This is a genomic window from Sulfitobacter sp. R18_1 (assembly GCF_017743915.1).
GTDB lineage: Bacteria > Pseudomonadota > Alphaproteobacteria > Rhodobacterales > Rhodobacteraceae > Sulfitobacter > Sulfitobacter faviae.
On sequence record NZ_JAGHRG010000005.1, the window covers coordinates 35,002 to 49,125 of the forward strand.

General features: G+C 63.4%; 17 protein-coding genes. 11 read left to right on the forward strand and 6 right to left on the reverse strand.

Annotated elements, in window-relative coordinates; genetic code table 11:
- Positions 1-18 precede the first annotated feature (18 nt).
- On the forward strand, positions 19-453 hold the full coding sequence (locus J7392_RS11210; protein ID WP_209217629.1) for a CBS domain-containing protein: 435 nt from the start codon (positions 19-21) through the stop codon (positions 451-453).
- 124 nt (positions 454-577) lie between these two features.
- Complete coding sequence (gene coaD, locus J7392_RS11215) at positions 578-1,075, forward strand: pantetheine-phosphate adenylyltransferase (RefSeq protein WP_067265450.1); 498 nt, start codon at positions 578-580, stop codon at positions 1,073-1,075.
- A gap of 139 nt (positions 1,076-1,214) precedes the next feature.
- Here coaD and J7392_RS11220 read toward each other — a convergent pair whose 3' ends face one another.
- Both J7392_RS11220 and gap read right to left on the reverse strand, forming a co-directional pair.
- The gene (locus J7392_RS11220; RefSeq protein WP_209217630.1) at positions 1,215-1,358 is read right to left on the reverse strand and encodes a hypothetical protein; all 144 of its coding nucleotides are present in this window, start codon (positions 1,356-1,358) and stop codon (positions 1,215-1,217) included.
- A 59-nt stretch (positions 1,359-1,417) separates the two neighbouring features.
- Entirely contained in the window at positions 1,418-2,419 is a 1,002-nt protein-coding gene (gene gap, locus J7392_RS11225) for a type I glyceraldehyde-3-phosphate dehydrogenase (protein WP_067265452.1), read from the reverse strand.
- Positions 2,420-2,638: 219 nt separating this feature from the next.
- On the opposite strand from gap, the gene J7392_RS11230 reads away from it, so the two are divergent.
- Positions 2,639-3,613, forward strand: a complete 975-nt coding sequence (locus tag J7392_RS11230; RefSeq protein ID WP_209217631.1) for a DUF808 domain-containing protein — start codon at positions 2,639-2,641, stop codon at positions 3,611-3,613.
- 78 nt (positions 3,614-3,691) lie between these two features.
- Here J7392_RS11230 and tkt read toward each other — a convergent pair whose 3' ends face one another.
- Positions 3,692-5,707 carry a transketolase gene (gene tkt, locus J7392_RS11235; protein WP_209217632.1) on the reverse strand — a complete coding sequence of 672 codons (2,016 nt, stop codon included), beginning with the start codon at positions 5,705-5,707 and terminating at the stop codon, positions 3,692-3,694.
- Between the two features lie 332 nt (positions 5,708-6,039).
- Here tkt and J7392_RS11240 point away from each other — a divergent pair, with 332 nt between their 5' ends.
- The 4 genes from J7392_RS11240 to rpiB all read left to right on the forward strand — a co-directional run bounded on the left by J7392_RS11240 (position 6,040) and on the right by rpiB (position 7,926).
- On the forward strand, positions 6,040-6,627 hold the full coding sequence (locus J7392_RS11240) for a hypothetical protein (protein ID WP_209217633.1): 588 nt from the start codon (positions 6,040-6,042) through the stop codon (positions 6,625-6,627).
- Entirely contained in the window at positions 6,627-7,019 is a 393-nt protein-coding gene (locus J7392_RS11245) for a cell division protein ZapA (protein WP_067268217.1), read from the forward strand. Before J7392_RS11240 ends, J7392_RS11245 begins: the two co-directional genes overlap by 1 nt.
- On the forward strand, positions 7,016-7,351 hold the full coding sequence (locus J7392_RS11250; protein ID WP_209217634.1) for an MliC family protein: 336 nt from the start codon (positions 7,016-7,018) through the stop codon (positions 7,349-7,351). The genes J7392_RS11245 and J7392_RS11250 overlap by 4 nt, the downstream gene beginning before the upstream one ends.
- A gap of 125 nt (positions 7,352-7,476) precedes the next feature.
- Positions 7,477-7,926 (forward strand): ribose 5-phosphate isomerase B, encoded by a 450-nt coding sequence (rpiB, locus tag J7392_RS11255; protein ID WP_209217635.1) that lies wholly within the window; start codon positions 7,477-7,479, stop codon positions 7,924-7,926.
- Positions 7,927-8,008: 82 nt separating this feature from the next.
- On the opposite strand, the gene grxD is transcribed toward rpiB, so the two are convergent.
- The 3 genes from grxD to J7392_RS11270 are packed head-to-tail and all read right to left on the reverse strand — an operon-like array spanning position 8,009 to position 8,956.
- The gene (grxD, locus tag J7392_RS11260; RefSeq protein WP_209217636.1) at positions 8,009-8,371 is read right to left on the reverse strand and encodes a Grx4 family monothiol glutaredoxin; all 363 of its coding nucleotides are present in this window, start codon (positions 8,369-8,371) and stop codon (positions 8,009-8,011) included.
- 1 nt (position 8,372) lies between these two features.
- Positions 8,373-8,717, reverse strand: a complete 345-nt coding sequence (locus J7392_RS11265) for a hypothetical protein (protein WP_209217637.1) — start codon at positions 8,715-8,717, stop codon at positions 8,373-8,375.
- Between the two features lie 2 nt (positions 8,718-8,719).
- On the reverse strand, positions 8,720-8,956 hold the full coding sequence (locus J7392_RS11270) for a BolA/IbaG family iron-sulfur metabolism protein (RefSeq protein WP_067268222.1): 237 nt from the start codon (positions 8,954-8,956) through the stop codon (positions 8,720-8,722).
- 145 nt (positions 8,957-9,101) lie between these two features.
- On the opposite strand from J7392_RS11270, the gene J7392_RS11275 reads away from it, so the two are divergent.
- From J7392_RS11275 to J7392_RS11290, 4 genes are all read left to right on the forward strand, one after another.
- A complete protein-coding gene (locus J7392_RS11275; RefSeq protein ID WP_209217638.1) occupies positions 9,102-10,061 on the forward strand; it encodes an XdhC family protein in 960 nt (319 codons plus the stop codon).
- Positions 10,058-11,059 carry a molybdopterin-binding protein gene (locus J7392_RS11280; protein WP_209217639.1) on the forward strand — a complete coding sequence of 334 codons (1,002 nt, stop codon included), beginning with the start codon at positions 10,058-10,060 and terminating at the stop codon, positions 11,057-11,059. The genes J7392_RS11275 and J7392_RS11280 overlap by 4 nt, the downstream gene beginning before the upstream one ends.
- An 86-nt stretch (positions 11,060-11,145) precedes the next feature.
- Entirely contained in the window at positions 11,146-11,631 is a 486-nt protein-coding gene (locus J7392_RS11285) for a (2Fe-2S)-binding protein (protein ID WP_209217640.1), read from the forward strand.
- Between the two features lie 105 nt (positions 11,632-11,736).
- A complete protein-coding gene (locus J7392_RS11290; RefSeq protein ID WP_209217641.1) occupies positions 11,737-14,112 on the forward strand; it encodes a xanthine dehydrogenase family protein molybdopterin-binding subunit in 2,376 nt (791 codons plus the stop codon).
- Positions 14,113-14,124: the final 12 nt, after the last annotated feature.

Consider the following 14,124-nt stretch of genomic DNA (forward strand, 5'->3'; position numbering starts at 1 on the left):
TACCCAAGGAGGCGCCAGATGCTCGTATCGCAGATTCTCAAGACCAAGCCCGATGAAAAGGTGGTGACGGCCAAACCCGGATTGGCGATCTCCGAAGCGGCGGCGATGCTGGCCGAGAAACGGATTGGGACGCTGGTGATCTCGGCCGATGGCAAGACGCCTGATGGGATCCTGTCTGAGCGGGACATCGTGCGCGAGCTGGGCCGCGCGGGCGCGGGCTGTCTGGAGCAGGCGGCCGAAACCCTCATGACCCGGAAATTGGTGACCTGTAGCCGGGACGACCGCTCCGACGCGGTGCTGCAAAAGATGACCGATGGGCGGTTCCGCCATATGCCGGTGCTTGAGGACGGCGAGCTGGTGGGGCTGATCTCCCTCGGCGATGTGGTCAAAGCACAATTGCAAGAGCTGTCGATGGAGAAACAGGCCCTTGAAGGCATGATCATGGGCCACTGAAGCGGCCTTTGAACTGTGGCCCCCGCCGACTGACGGCGGGGCAATGCTACCGCTAACCGACTTGCGCTTGGGGCGGTGAAATGATTGGCTGTGCCGCAACGCAGCAGATACGCAGGACAATTACATGCGCATAGCCCTTTACCCCGGTACGTTCGACCCGATCACGCTGGGGCATATCGACATCATCCGCCGCGCGGCCCGTATGGTCGACCGGCTGGTGATCGGCGTGGCCATCAACCGCGACAAGGGGCCGTTGTTCACCCTCGAAGAACGGGTCGCCTTGATCGAAGCGGAATGCGCGCAATTGGCCGAGGAGACCGGCGTCGAGATCGTGGTGCATCCTTTTGAGAACCTGCTGATCGACTGTGCGCGTGATGTGGGCGCCCAGACCATCGTGCGCGGCCTGCGCGCCGTGTCCGATTTCGAATATGAGTTCCAGATGGTTGGCATGAACCGGCAATTGGACGATTCCATCGAGACGGTCTTCTTAATGGCCGAGGCCACTCATCAGGCGATTGCCAGCAAATTGGTGAAAGAGATCGCGCGGTTGGATGGGGATGTCAGCAAATTCGTGACTCCGGCGGTGAATAAGGTGCTGATTGAGCGGTTTTCGCAGAGGTAGCATCTGGAATGGCGAGTGGGCCGCGTGAGGCGCGGTTCTGCGAGGTATTTTTAAAAGGATGAAGGGGAGGGGCGTGGCGCTTGGTTGGTGGCCGCGTCTTTTTTGGTTGGCGTAGGGCCGGGCGTGGAGAGCTGAGCGGTTACCGCCAGAAGGCCATCCATTCTATCAGCTCGAAGAGCTTTTTGCCGAGATAGACCATATGGTCCGCGCCATAGACGTAGAGGTCAATCATCATCGCCACAGCAATGACGAGGGCCAGCACGATGGCGATGGGATTGGTCATGGTGTGGCTCCGGCCGGGGAATGGCCTGATATTACAGGCACATCCCCGCCATGCAAGCCTCAGCCCAATTTGCCCATGGCGACGGCCACATCGGCCATGCGCACCGAGAAGGCCCATTCGTTGTCGTACCAGCCCAGCACGCGCACGGTGCGGCCTGCGACGACGATGGTCTGGTCGGGGGCGAAGATGCAGCTTTCCTCGGTGTGGTTGAAGTCGATGCTGACCTTCTGCTCGGGGTCGTAGGCCAGCACGCGTTTCATCGGGCCATCGGCGGCGGCGCGGGCAGCGGCGTTGATTTCCTCGACCGTCACGTCGCGGCTGGCTTGGAAGGTGAGGTCGACGGCGGAGACATTGGGGGTGGGCACGCGCATAGCGGTGCCGTCGAGTTTGCCCTTCAGCGCCGGCAGCACCTCACCCAGGGCCTTGGCGGCGCCGGTGGAGGTGGGGATCAGCGCCATGGCGGCGGCGCGGGCGCGGTAGAGGTCGTTGTGGCGGCGGTCGAGCGTTGGCTGGTCGCCGGTGTAGCTATGGATCGTGGTCATCAGGCCGCTTTCGATGCCCACGGCTTCGTGCATCACCTTGGCCAGCGGCGCGAGGCAGTTGGTGGTGCAGGACCCGTTGGAGATCATCCGGTCGGAGACCTGAAGCTGGTCGTCGTTGACGCCGTAGACGATGGTCTTGTCGACGTTCTTGCCCGGCGCCGAGAGGAGCACGCGTTTGGCGCCGTTCTCGAGGTGTACGTTTGCTTTGTTGCCGTCGTTGAACTTGCCGGTGCATTCCAGCACCACGTCGCAGCCGGACCAGTCGAGCTCTTCAAGGTTGTAGGTCGACATCATCTCGATGTCGTTCTGGCCGAGGTTCATGTAGCCGTCGTCGATCTGAACCTCGCCCGGGAAACGGCCATGGACGGAATCGTATTTGATGAGATGCGCCGCGGTGCTGAGCGGGCCGGTGGCGTTGACCTTGATCACTTCGATATCATCGCGCCCCGAGGCCGCGATATGGCTGAGGGTACAGCGGCCGATGCGGCCAAATCCGTTGATGCCAACTTTGATGGTCATGGTGCATTCCTTGTCTCGGGCCGCGCGGGTGGGGGGCCGTATGTCGGGGTCGCGGGTTCTATATCCGGCAGGGGCGGTCAGGGGAAAGGGGCAAAACCAAATGATTTCCATATGTTAGCGTTAAACTTGCATGTTAGCGGTAAAGGTCGCAGTGGCTTCGGACTTGCCAGATGGTCTGCACATGCTACTTCGGTTGCAGCACGCAAAAAGGGGCATGGAATGAGCGGTTTACTGGCACTTGTGGATGACGTGGCGGCGATCGCCAAGGTTGCAGCGGCGAGCGTGGATGACGTGATCGGGCAGGCGGCCAAGGCGGGCTCTAAGGCCGCGGGCGCGGTGATCGATGATGCCGCCGTGACGCCGAAATATCTGCATGGGTTCAAGGCCGAGCGTGAATTGCCGGTGATCTGGCGGATCACCAAGGGGTCGTTGCGCAACAAACTGGTCTACCTGTTGCCCGTGGGTCTGCTTTTGGCGAATTTCGCGCCATGGGCGATCCCGCCGCTTTTAATGCTGGGCGGGGCTTACCTGTGTTTCGAGGGGGCCGAGAAGGTCGCCCATGCGCTTGGTTGGGGGCATGGGCATGAGGATTATCCCGATAAGGAGAAGGTGGTTGAAGACCCGGCACAGCTGGAAGAGAAGAAGGCCGCAGGCGCGATCAAGACCGACTTTATCCTCTCGGCGGAGATCATGACCATTGCCCTGTCCGCGATCCCCGAGAGTAACTTTTGGATGGAAGCGGCCACGCTGGCAGCGGTGGCGGTGATGATCACTATCGCGGTCTATGGCTCCGTCGCTTTGATCGTCAAAATGGACGATGTGGGTCTGGTGATGGCGAACAAGGGCCGTTTTGGCCTGACGCGGAGCATTGGCCGGGCGCTGGTGCGCGGGATGCCGGGGTTCTTGAAGCTGCTTACCATCGTTGGCACGGCGGCTATGCTTTGGGTCGGCGGGTCGATCATCATTCACGGGTTGGAGCAGATGGGCTTTGCCGCGCCCTATAAATGGATCCACGACATCGCCGTGACCGTTGGCCATGCGGTTCCGGCCCAGTTCGAAGGGGCGGTCGAATGGATCACCACGGCGGGGATCGACGGGCTCTTTGGTTTGGCGCTTGGTCTGGTGCTGATCCCGATTGGGGAGAAGATTGTGACGCCGATCTGGCGCAAGGTGTTTCATAAGGCAGCCGTTTGAGAGCGACCTTATCTCGCAAATGAAAAAGGGGGCGACGGACGAACCGTCGCCCCCTTTTTGTATTGTATGACCCGCAGATCAGAGCAGTGCTTTGGCCTTCTCTGCCACGTTCTCTGCGGTGAAGCCGAAGCGCTCGAAGAGTTCTTCCGCCGGGGCGGAGGCGCCGAAACGGTCCATGCCGACGAAATCGGCTTTGCCGTATTTGCCCCGCTCGCCAAAGAGCCACTGGTCCCAGCCCTGACGTGCGCCAGCCTCAATCCCGACGCGCACGGCGCCACCGGGCAGCACGCGTTTGCGGTAGGCTTCGTCCTGCGCGGCGAAGAGTTCCATGCACGGCATGGAGACGACGCGAGTGCCGATGCCTTCGGCTTGGAGCAACTCGCGCGCGGCCAGTGCGACATGCACCTCAGAGCCGGTGGCAATCAAGATCACCTGACGTTTGCCCTCGGCATCGGCCAGCACATAGGCGCCTTTTTCGGTGAGGTTGTTGTTTTTGTGCCCCAGGCGCACGGTGGGCAGGCCCTGACGGGTCAGCGACAGAACCGACGGTGTGGTTTTCGCGGTGAAGGCGATTTCCCAAGCCTCTGCCGTTTCCACCGCGTCGGCGGGGCGGAAGACGTAGGTGTTGGGCGTGGCACGGCTGATCGCCAGATGCTCGATCGGCTGGTGGGTCGGGCCATCTTCGCCAAGGCCGATGCTGTCATGGGTCATGACGAAGGCCGTGGGGATTTGCATCAGGGCCGCCAGACGCATTGCGGGGCGCGCGTAGTCGGTGAAGCACATGAAGGTGCCGCCATAGGGGCGCAGGCCGCCGTGCAGCGCCATGCCGTTCATCGCCGCTGCCATGCCGTGTTCGCGAATGCCCCAGTAGACATAGCGCCCGCCACGGTTGTCGACGTCGAAGATGCCGAGATCGCTGGTCTTGGTGTTATTCGAACCGGTCAGGTCCGCCGAGCCGCCAACGGTTTCCGGCAGGATCGGGTTCAGCACTTCGAGGGCTTTCTCGCTCGCTGCGCGGGTCGCCATCTTGGGCGCGCCTTCGGTGATCTGCTTTTTGAAGGCCTTGACCGTCGCGCTCATCTTTTTCGGCGCGTCGAGGGCGAGGGCACGGTTGAAGGTCTCGCGCTTGGCGCGGGGCAGTTTGTCGAAACGCTCTTCCCAGTCGCGGCGGGCGTCGGCGCCGCGTTTGCCGATCTCTTCCCAAGCGGATTTCACGTCAGCGGGCACTTCGAAGGGGCCGGTGGTCCAGCCATAGGCGGCTTTGGCCTCGGCCATCTGGTCGGCGTCGGTCAGCGCGCCGTGGCCTTTCGAGGTGTCCTGCGCGGCGTGGCCGAGCGCGATATGGGTTTTGCAGGCAATCATCGTCGGCAGGTCAGAGGCTTTCGCCTCGGTCAAGGCCGCGTCGATCTCATCAGGGTTGTGGCCGTCGATCTCAATCACATGCCAGCCTGCGGCCTTGAAGCGGGTGACCTGATCGGTGCTGTCCGACAGGGTGACGGGGCCGTCGATGGTGATGTTGTTGTTGTCCCACATCACGATGAGCTTGCTCAGCTTGTGACGGCCCGCCAGCGTGATTGCCTCTTGGCTGACGCCTTCCATCAGGCAGCCGTCGCCAGCGATGACAAAGGTGTAATGGTCCACGACCTTCGCGCCGTATTGCGCGCGCAGCATCTCTTCGGCCATGGCGAAACCGACGGAATTGGCGATGCCTTGGCCCAGCGGGCCGGTGGTGGTCTCAATCGCATCGGCAAGGAAGTTCTCCGGGTGGCCCGCGGTACGCGCGCCCATCTGGCGGAAGTTCTTCAACTCTTCGATGGGGAATTGCTCATAGCCCGTCAGGTGCAGCAGCGAATAAAGCAGCATGGAGCCGTGGCCCGCCGACAGGATGAACCGGTCGCGGTCGGGCCAAAGCGGGTTGGACGCGTCGAACTTCAGGTGTTTTTCGAAAAGGACGGTGGCCACATCGGCCATGCCCATCGGCATGCCGGAGTGGCCGGAATTGGCGGCGGCCACGGCATCGAGGGTCAGCGCGCGAATGGCGGTGGCCTTGGACCAGTGGTCGGGGTTTGCGCTTGCGAGGGCTGTCAGATCCACGGGGGCTTCCTTTGGGGCTGTGGCAGATTGGGCTCGTGCATACCAGCGATGGGGCAAAGTTCAAGCACAACTGGGGTGCGCGGGCGGGTCCGGGGCGGCCCATAGCGGGGGCGAGAGTGAACTTGGCGGCTCAAGTCGCTGAAACGAAAGGGGGGGCGCAATTTGAGCGCGCTTTGGCTAGGATTGCGAAAACCGGCTGATACGGGCGATTCGCGCGCGTGACATTGGGCGGGGCGCGCGCTATCTGCGGGACGGGCCGCCGCAACAGGGCGCAGCCCGGGGCACGGCAGGCGAAAACGCCGCCGAGAGAGCAGGACGAGTGAGGAGAATTCATGCGGATGAGTGAACTTGAAGACTATCAGCGCCGCATCACGGCCGCGATGGACCAGATGGCCAAGGGGGTGGACCGGCTGAGCGCCGCGCCCGCAGAGCCGGATGAGGATATCGTGCAGGCCTTGGAAGAGGAGCGGCAAGCCAACGCTCAGCTGACCGACCGGGTCAAGACGCTGAAGGAAAGCCATCAGGACGAATTGAACGACCTGCGCGCGCAGATGGACTTCAACAACGACCGGGTGACGCAGCTTGATATGGACGTGCAGCGTCTGCGTCAGGCGAATGAGCAGCTGTCGGCGGCCTGTGAGCAGTTGCGGCTGGCCAATGCCGAGGGGCTGGCCGATCCCAAGCTGATCGACACCGCCGTGATTGCAGAGTTGGAGAGCCTGCGCGCCACCCGCGCGATCGAGATGGCCGAGATCGACGCGGTATTGACCGCGCTGGCCCCCTTGGTCGAAGAAGGCGAGCCGGAAGTTGAAGCTGCGGATGAAACGGGGGCAGAGGCCAAAGCCGAAGCGCCCGCGCCCGAGACAACTGCGCAAGTCGACAGCGCCGAAGAAGAACCCAAGTCAGGAGGGGCCGACTGATGCCCGAGGTACGGATCACCATTGGCGGCCGCCATTTCGAAGTCGCCTGTCAGGAAGGTGAAGAAAGCTATCTGCAAGCCGCCGCCAAGATGCTGGACGACGAAGCCCGCGTGCTGAGCGATCAGGTGGGCCGCATGCCCGAGGCGCGGATGCTGCTGATGGCGGGTCTGCTTCTGGCCGACAAGACCGCCAGCGTTGAAGATCGCATCGCAGAGCTGCGCGCGGAACTGGCCGAACGTGAGGCCGAACTCACCAGCCTGCGCAACGTCAAGGTCGAGCCTGAGCGGATCGAAGTGCCGGTGGTGCCGCAGGGGGTGAAAGACACCCTTGCCGAAATCGCCGCCCGGGCCGAGGCGCTGGCCGCCGAGATTGAGGAGAAGGCGGGCAAATGAGCCGGGTCCTCAGGGCAGCCCTTTGCGCGCTGCTCTGGGCCGCGCCTGCGGGCGCCGAAACCTCCGCCGTTACTTACATTTGTGAGCGCGGAGTCTCGCTGCCGGTGGTTTATGTGCCCGGTGCCGATCCGGGCATAGCGGTGCTCTATGTCGAGGGGCGGTTGATCCAGTTGCGCCGCCTGCCGTCCGCCTCTGGCGCGCGCTATGGCTGGCCCTCGGACGGTGCGGGCTATGAGTGGTGGGAGCATCAGGGCCGTGCCACACTTGCGTGGCGGGCAGGGGCGGGCGATGGGGTGACCCCGATTTATAGCGACTGTTTGCCTCAGGACTAACGGCGCGGGATTGCGGCGCGGGCTGCAATATGCTCTGGGAGGCGCGAAGCGCGCCCCTACGGGGCGACCACCTAACGCGCCCCTACGGGGCGACCCTCCATGACGCAAAATCAGGACGCCCTCAGATGACCACCAAACCCCGCATCATCCTCTCAAGTGACCACGCCGACATCGCCCTGCGCCAAGACATCGCGCGCCATGTGGTCGAACGCGGGTTCACTGTCGAAGACATCGGTCCCGCCACGGCGGAAAGCACCGATTACCCGAAACATGGCGAAGCCGCCGCACGGCGCATCGCGGCGGGGGAATTCGATCTGGGCATTCTGATTTGCGGCACGGGGCAGGGCATCATGATGGCGGCCAATAAGGTGAAAGGCATCCGCTGCGGCGTGTGCAGCGATACCTTCTCGGCCAAGATGATCCGGGCGCATAATGACGCGAATATGCTGTCGATGGGCGCGCGGGTGATCGGCGGCGGTCTCGCGCTTGAGATCGTGGATGCCTTTCTCGACACCGAATTCGAAGGCGGGCGGCATGGCCGCCGTGTCGATATGATCTCGGCCATCGAAGACTGAGGCACCGCCCGAGCCTTAGATGCAAAAACACCCCGGAGCGCGAAACCGCTCCGGGGTGTTTTGTTTGACGCGGGCGCCCGGCTTAGCCGTTGGCTTCGCGGATCTTATCGGCGGCTTCCTTGTCGAAAGCGACGCCGTTCTCGTCGAACAGGGTGTCCAATTCGCCCGACAGCGTCATCTCGGTGATGATGTCGCAGCCGCCGACAAATTCGCCTTTGACGTAGAGTTGCGGGATGGTCGGCCAGTCGGAGAAATCCTTGATCCCCTGACGCAGGTTCTCATCTGCCAGCACGTTCACGTCGCTGTAGTTCACGCCCATGTAGTTTAGCACCCCGGCCACGCGGCTAGAGAAGCCGCACTGCGGCATTTCCTTGGTGCCCTTCATAAACAGAACCACGTCATTCTCGGTGATCTGTTCCTTGATTTGGCTTGCGGCATCGCTCATGTCATTCGTCCTTATCATCTGGTTTCTTGAACGCAGCGTGATAGCGCCGCGCATAGGTTTCGTCGTCGGCCCAGGGTTTGACCTCAACCTCGGCCCCGCCGAGGAAAAAGCCGCCCCGTTTCTTGGTCCAATTCGTATGCCCGCGCTCTAGGCTTTCGTTGCGCCGCGCGGTGCGGGCCACGGCATCCAAATCCAGCGCCTCCATCCCCAGCGGCACCTTGCCGGTCTCAGGCCGGGGTGGCTGGCGCTGCGACAGCGGCACATGCTGGCCGCGCCGGGCGCGGTGCTGGGCATAGGCGGTGGCGGCGATCCCGCCCACGACAGCCGCAGCGACCCAGCCCCACATGATTAGTCCGGGGTCCGGGTGGTCAGCGCCAGCGCGTGCAACTCACCATTCGAGCCGTCCATCTTGCCCTTGAGGGCCGCATAGACGGCGCGCTGCTGCTGGACCCGGTTCATGCCGCGAAAGCTCTCATCCACGACCATGGCCGCCATATGCACGCCATCATTGCCTTCGACGGTGATCTTGGCATCCGGAAAGGACGCGCGGATCAGGTCTTCGATTTCGCTGGCTTGCATGGGCATGGGGTGGCTCCGGCTGTTGTGAGTGCTTGGGCTAGATGTAGTGCCGCAGGCCACGGCGTGCAAGGCGAAGCCGAAGGCCGGATCGGCCATTGACCTTTGCCCCTATTGCGACACACTTTGCGCCCTCACGTTGAAAGGACAACCGATGGACCGGATCCCCGAACAAGCGCTCGACTGGGCCGAAGCCGGACAGCCTGTGGCCCTTGCCACGGTGGTGGAAACATGGGGCTCCGCCCCCCGGCGCGCTGGCGCGCAACTGGTCGTTGCGGGCGATGGCACGATGATGGGTTCCGTCTCGGGCGGTTGCGTCGAAGGGGCCGTGGTGGTCGAGGCTTTGGAGGCGCTGGAGGATGGCCGCGCGCGGCTGTTGGAATATGGCGTCAGCGATGGAGATGCCTTTGCCGTGGGGCTGGCCTGCGGCGGCACGATCAAGGTGCTGGTGGAGCCGGTGGGGTCGGAGGCGCTCAGCCTTAAGATGCTGCGCGATCTGGTCGCAAGGCGCGCGGGCCGTAGGCCAGTGGCCTATGAGGTGGCGTTGGACGGCAGCGACCGTCGGCTGACAGAGGCGGGGCATGACGACCGCTTTCGCCGCGACCGCTCTGGCGTCGAGGATGAAACGGGGCGGTTCATCGCCATCCACAATCCGCCGCTGCGGCTGGTGATCGTGGGTGCCGTGCATATCGCGCAGCATCTGGTGCGCATGGCGACGGAGGCGGGGTTCGATCCGATCGTCGTCGACCCGCGGGAGGCTTTCGGCTCACCCGCCCGCTTCCCCGATTGCCAAGTGGTGAACGATTGGCCCGATGCCGCCCTGCGCGAGATCGGTGTTGATGCGCGCACCGCCGTGGTCTTGCTGACCCATGACCCGAAACTCGACGATCCGGCGCTGCATGTGGCGCTCGGGTCCGGGGCTTTCTATATCGGCGCGCTCGGCTCGACGCGGACGCAGGCCAGCAGGCTTGATCGGCTGGCGGAAGCGGGTGTGGCGGCAGAGCTGGCGGCGCGTATCCACGGGCCGGTCGGCCTCGATATCGGTGCGGCCAGCCCAGCTGAGATCGCCGTGTCGATCCTTGCCCAGATGATCCAAAGCCTGCGCCGACCATGAGGTTTGGCCCGGTCCCTTTGAGCGCGGCTTTGGGCGCGACGCTGGCCCATTCCGTCGCTGTGTCGGCGGGGCGGCTGCGCAAGGGCCGCGTGCTGAACCAAGAGGATATCGCAGCGCTAGAAGGCGCCGGCATTGAAGAGGTGATCGTCGCCCGGCTCGACCCCGGTGATATTGACGAGAACGCAGGCGCCGCGCGGCTGGCCGAAAGCCTCTGTGGTGCGGGGCTGCGGATGACAAAACCCTTCACCGGGCGGGTGAACCTGCTGGCCGATGGGCCGGGGGTGGTGGTGATGGACCGCGCGGCGCTTGAGGCGGTCAATGCCGTGGACCCGATGATCACGCTCGCTACCGTGCCACCCTATCAGCAGATGGGTGAGAGCGGCATGGTGGCGACGATCAAGATCATCTCCTACGCCCTGCCTGAAAGCACAGTCGCGGCCGCCTGCGCGGCGGCGGGAGAGGGCGCTTTGCGCCTCGCGCCGCCTGTGCTGCACGATGCCACGCTGATTATTACCGACGTGCCCGGCGGGGCCGGGGACAAGGGCCGCGCCGCGGTGGAGGGGCGGCTGACGGCGCTTAATGTGACCCTTCGCGATGTTGTAACCGTGCCCCACCGCAGCGCCCCGTTGGCCGAGGCGATTGCGGCGGCTGAGACCGATCTGGTCCTGATCCTCACCGCCTCCGCCACGTCAGACATCAATGACGTGGCCCCCTCCGCCCTGCGCGCGGCGGGGGGCGAGGTGACGCGCTTCGGCATGCCGGTCGATCCGGGCAATCTGCTTTTTCTCGGCCAACTTGGCACCCGCGCCGTGATCGGCTTGCCGGGCTGTGCCCGTTCGCCCGCGCTGAACGGGGCGGATTGGGTGCTGTCGCGGCTGGTTTGCGGCATTCCCGTCACCAGCGCGGATATTGCGGCCATGGGGGTGGGCGGTTTGCTGAAAGAGATCCCCACGCGCCCGCAGCCGCGCAACCCCGGCAAAAGCGCGGGCAACGGCTGAGGCAAAACCTTAGGAAAATATATGTTCTCAACTAGGGCTTGTCGTGCTTAACTGATCTCAACAAGCGTCAGACTGGGAGGAAGAACATGACACAGGTCAAGATGACCGTGAACGGCAAACCCGCGTCGGGAGAGGTCGAAGGCCGCACGCTGCTGGTGCATTTCCTGCGCGATGATCTGGAACTGACCGGCACCCATGTGGGCTGCGACACCAGCCAATGCGGCGCCTGTGTGGTGCATGTGAACGGCAATGCGGTCAAAGCCTGCACCATGTTCGCGCTCGAGGCTGATGGCGCCGAGGTCGAGACCATCGAAGGGCAGGCGGCCCCCGATGGCACGCTCAGCACCATCCAACAGGCGTTTCAGGATCACCACGGGCTGCAATGCGGCTTTTGCACGCCGGGCATGGTGATGTCGGCGGCGGCCCTGCTGAAGGAAAACCCGAAACCTTCGGAGGCTGAGGTGCGCCATTACCTTGACGGCAATATCTGTCGCTGCACCGGCTACCACAATATCGTCAAAGCGATCATGGCGGCGAGCGGCCAAGAGGTCAGCGCGCTGGCGGCAGAGTAACGGCGTCACAGAGGGCAGGCCGGTGATGGCGGAGGGAGGACCGCCAGAACCGGAGCCCGCGTGACGGATCAGGTGCATCGCACCGCCACCAAACGGGAGGATATTATGCCAAAGGATTTTGAACCGACGAGCGGCATTGGGGCCAGCAGCAAACGGCGGGAGGATATTCGCTTTCTCACCGGGGCGGGGCGCTACACTGATGACATCAACCTGCGCCGCCAGACCCATGTGTTTTTCCTCCGCTCGGATTTGGCCCATGGGCGCCTGACCGGGGTCGATACCTCTGCCGCCGAAGACATGCCCGGCGTACTAAAGATTTTCACCGGCGCAGATTTCGCCGAAATCGGCGGCATGCCCTGCGGCTGGCAGGTGACCGACAAACACGGCCAACCCATGCAGGAGCCGAAACACCCCGTGCTGGCCCATGAAAAAGTCCGACATGTGGGCGAGCCCATCGCCGCCGTCGTGGCCGAGACACTGGCGCAGGCCCGTGACGCCGCCGAGGCGATTGTCGTCGATATCGACGAGTTGCCCGCCGTGGTGAACATGAAAGACGCGGTGAATGACGATGCGCCCAAGGTGCATGACGATCTGACCAGCAACCTCTGCTATGACTGGGGTTTCGTGGAAGAGAATAAGGAGGCGGTGAACAAAGCCTTTGACGAGGCCGCCCATGTCACCACGTTGGAACTGGTCAACAACCGCCTCGTCGCCAACCCGATGGAGCCGCGCGTCGCCATCGGCGACTACAACCGCTCGGACGGGGAGCATACGCTCTATACCACCAGCCAGAACCCCCATGTGATCCGCCTTCTGATGGGCGCCTTCGTGCTGGGCATCCCCGAGCACAAGCTGCGCGTGGTGGCGCCGGATGTCGGCGGTGGCTTTGGCACCAAGATCTTCCACTACCAGGAGGAGGCCTTTTGCACCTTCGCGGCCAAGGCGGTGGGGCGTCCGGTGAAATGGACCTCGAGCCGGTCGGAAGCCTTCATGTCCGACGCCCATGGCCGCGACCATGTGACCAGAATCGAACTGGCGCTGGATGCTGAGAACAACTTCACCGCCCTGCGCACCGATACCTATGCCAATATGGGGGCTTACCTTTCGACCTTCGCGCCCTCGGTGCCGACTTGGTTGCATGGGACGTTGATGGCGGGGAACTACAAAACACCGCTGATCTATGTGAATGTTAAGGCGGTCTTTACCAATACCGTGCCAGTAGACGCCTATCGCGGGGCCGGTCGGCCCGAAGCGACCTATCAGTTGGAGCGTTTGATCGACAAGGCCGCGCATGAGTTGCAGGTCGACCCGATCAAACTGCGCCGCCAGAACTTCGTGACGGAGTTTCCCTATGCCACCCCGGTGGCGGTGGAATATGACACGGGCGATTACAACGCTACGATGGACAAGCTCGAAGAGATCGCCGACCACGCGGGCTTTGAAGCGCGGCGCCGTGAGAGTGAAGCGAAGGGCAAGCTGCGCGGCTTTGGCGTGAACTGCTATATCGAGGCCTGCGGCATTGCGCCGTCGAACCTTGTGGGCCAACTTGGCGCGCGGGCGGGGCTTTATGAAAGCGCGACGGTGCGGGTCAACGCCACCGGCGGGCTGGTCGTGATGACCGGCAGTCACAGCCACGGGCAGGGGCATGAGACCTCATTCGCGCAGGTCGTAGCCGATATGATCGGCATCGACGAGAATATGGTCGAGATCGTCCATGGCGACACCTCTAAGGTGCCGATGGGCATGGGCACCTATGGCTCGCGCTCGCTCGCGGTGGGCGGCAGCGCCATGGTGCGCGCGACCGAAAAAATCATCGCCAAGGCCAAGAAGATCGCGAGCCACCTGCTCGAAGCCTCGGAAGGGGATATCGAGTTGAAAGATGGTGCGTTCAGCGTGGCCGGCACGGATAAATCCGTGGCTTGGGGCGATGTGACACTCGCCGCCTATGTGCCGCATAACTACCCGTTGGAAGAGATCGAACCGGGGCTAGAAGAAACCGCCTTTTATGACCCGTCGAACTTCACCTATCCGGCGGGGGCCTATGCCTGCGAGGTCGAGTTGGACCCCGAGACCGGTCATGTCACGGTCGAACGCTTCACCGCCGCCGATGATTTCGGCAATGTGGTGAACCCGATGATCGTGACCGGCCAAGTCCATGGCGGTTTGGCCCAAGGCATCGGTCAGGCGCTTTTGGAGAACTGCGCTTACGATGAAGACGGCCAACTCCTCAGCGCGTCCTACATGGATTACGCCATGCCGCGCGCCAGCGATTTGCCGTTCTATGACGTGGATCATTCTTGTCAGACGCCCTGCACCCACAACCCCTTGGGCGTGAAAGGCTGCGGGGAGGCGGGGGCCATCGGCTCGCCGCCTGCGGTGGTCAACGCGGTGCTCGACGCCATGCGCTCGGGCGGGAAGGACATCGGCCATATCGACATGCCGGTCAGCCCCGCGCGAGTCTGGGAGGCGATGAATGGCTAAGCACATTGGCCC

Bases quoted from the DNA above. Each gene is read 5' to 3' on its own strand.
- J7392_RS11210 (WP_209217629.1), top strand. From the start codon at position 19: ATGCTCGTATCGCAGATTCTCAAGACCAAGCCCGATGAAAAGGTGGTG.
- coaD (WP_067265450.1), top strand. From the start codon at position 578: ATGCGCATAGCCCTTTACCCCGGTACGTTCGACCCGATCACGCTGGGG.
- J7392_RS11220 (WP_209217630.1), bottom strand. From the start codon at position 1,358: ATGACCAATCCCATCGCCATCGTGCTGGCCCTCGTCATTGCTGTGGCG.
- gap (WP_067265452.1), bottom strand. From the start codon at position 2,419: ATGACCATCAAAGTTGGCATCAACGGATTTGGCCGCATCGGCCGCTGT.
- J7392_RS11230 (WP_209217631.1), top strand. From the start codon at position 2,639: ATGAGCGGTTTACTGGCACTTGTGGATGACGTGGCGGCGATCGCCAAG.
- J7392_RS11240 (WP_209217633.1), top strand. From the start codon at position 6,040: ATGCGGATGAGTGAACTTGAAGACTATCAGCGCCGCATCACGGCCGCG.
- J7392_RS11245 (WP_067268217.1), top strand. From the start codon at position 6,627: ATGCCCGAGGTACGGATCACCATTGGCGGCCGCCATTTCGAAGTCGCC.
- J7392_RS11250 (WP_209217634.1), top strand. From the start codon at position 7,016: ATGAGCCGGGTCCTCAGGGCAGCCCTTTGCGCGCTGCTCTGGGCCGCG.
- rpiB (WP_209217635.1), top strand. From the start codon at position 7,477: ATGACCACCAAACCCCGCATCATCCTCTCAAGTGACCACGCCGACATC.
- grxD (WP_209217636.1), bottom strand. From the start codon at position 8,371: ATGAGCGATGCCGCAAGCCAAATCAAGGAACAGATCACCGAGAATGAC.
- J7392_RS11265 (WP_209217637.1), bottom strand. From the start codon at position 8,717: ATGTGGGGCTGGGTCGCTGCGGCTGTCGTGGGCGGGATCGCCGCCACC.
- J7392_RS11270 (WP_067268222.1), bottom strand. From the start codon at position 8,956: ATGCCCATGCAAGCCAGCGAAATCGAAGACCTGATCCGCGCGTCCTTT.
- J7392_RS11275 (WP_209217638.1), top strand. From the start codon at position 9,102: ATGGACCGGATCCCCGAACAAGCGCTCGACTGGGCCGAAGCCGGACAG.
- J7392_RS11280 (WP_209217639.1), top strand. From the start codon at position 10,058: ATGAGGTTTGGCCCGGTCCCTTTGAGCGCGGCTTTGGGCGCGACGCTG.
- J7392_RS11285 (WP_209217640.1), top strand. From the start codon at position 11,146: ATGACACAGGTCAAGATGACCGTGAACGGCAAACCCGCGTCGGGAGAG.
- J7392_RS11290 (WP_209217641.1), top strand. From the start codon at position 11,737: ATGCCAAAGGATTTTGAACCGACGAGCGGCATTGGGGCCAGCAGCAAA.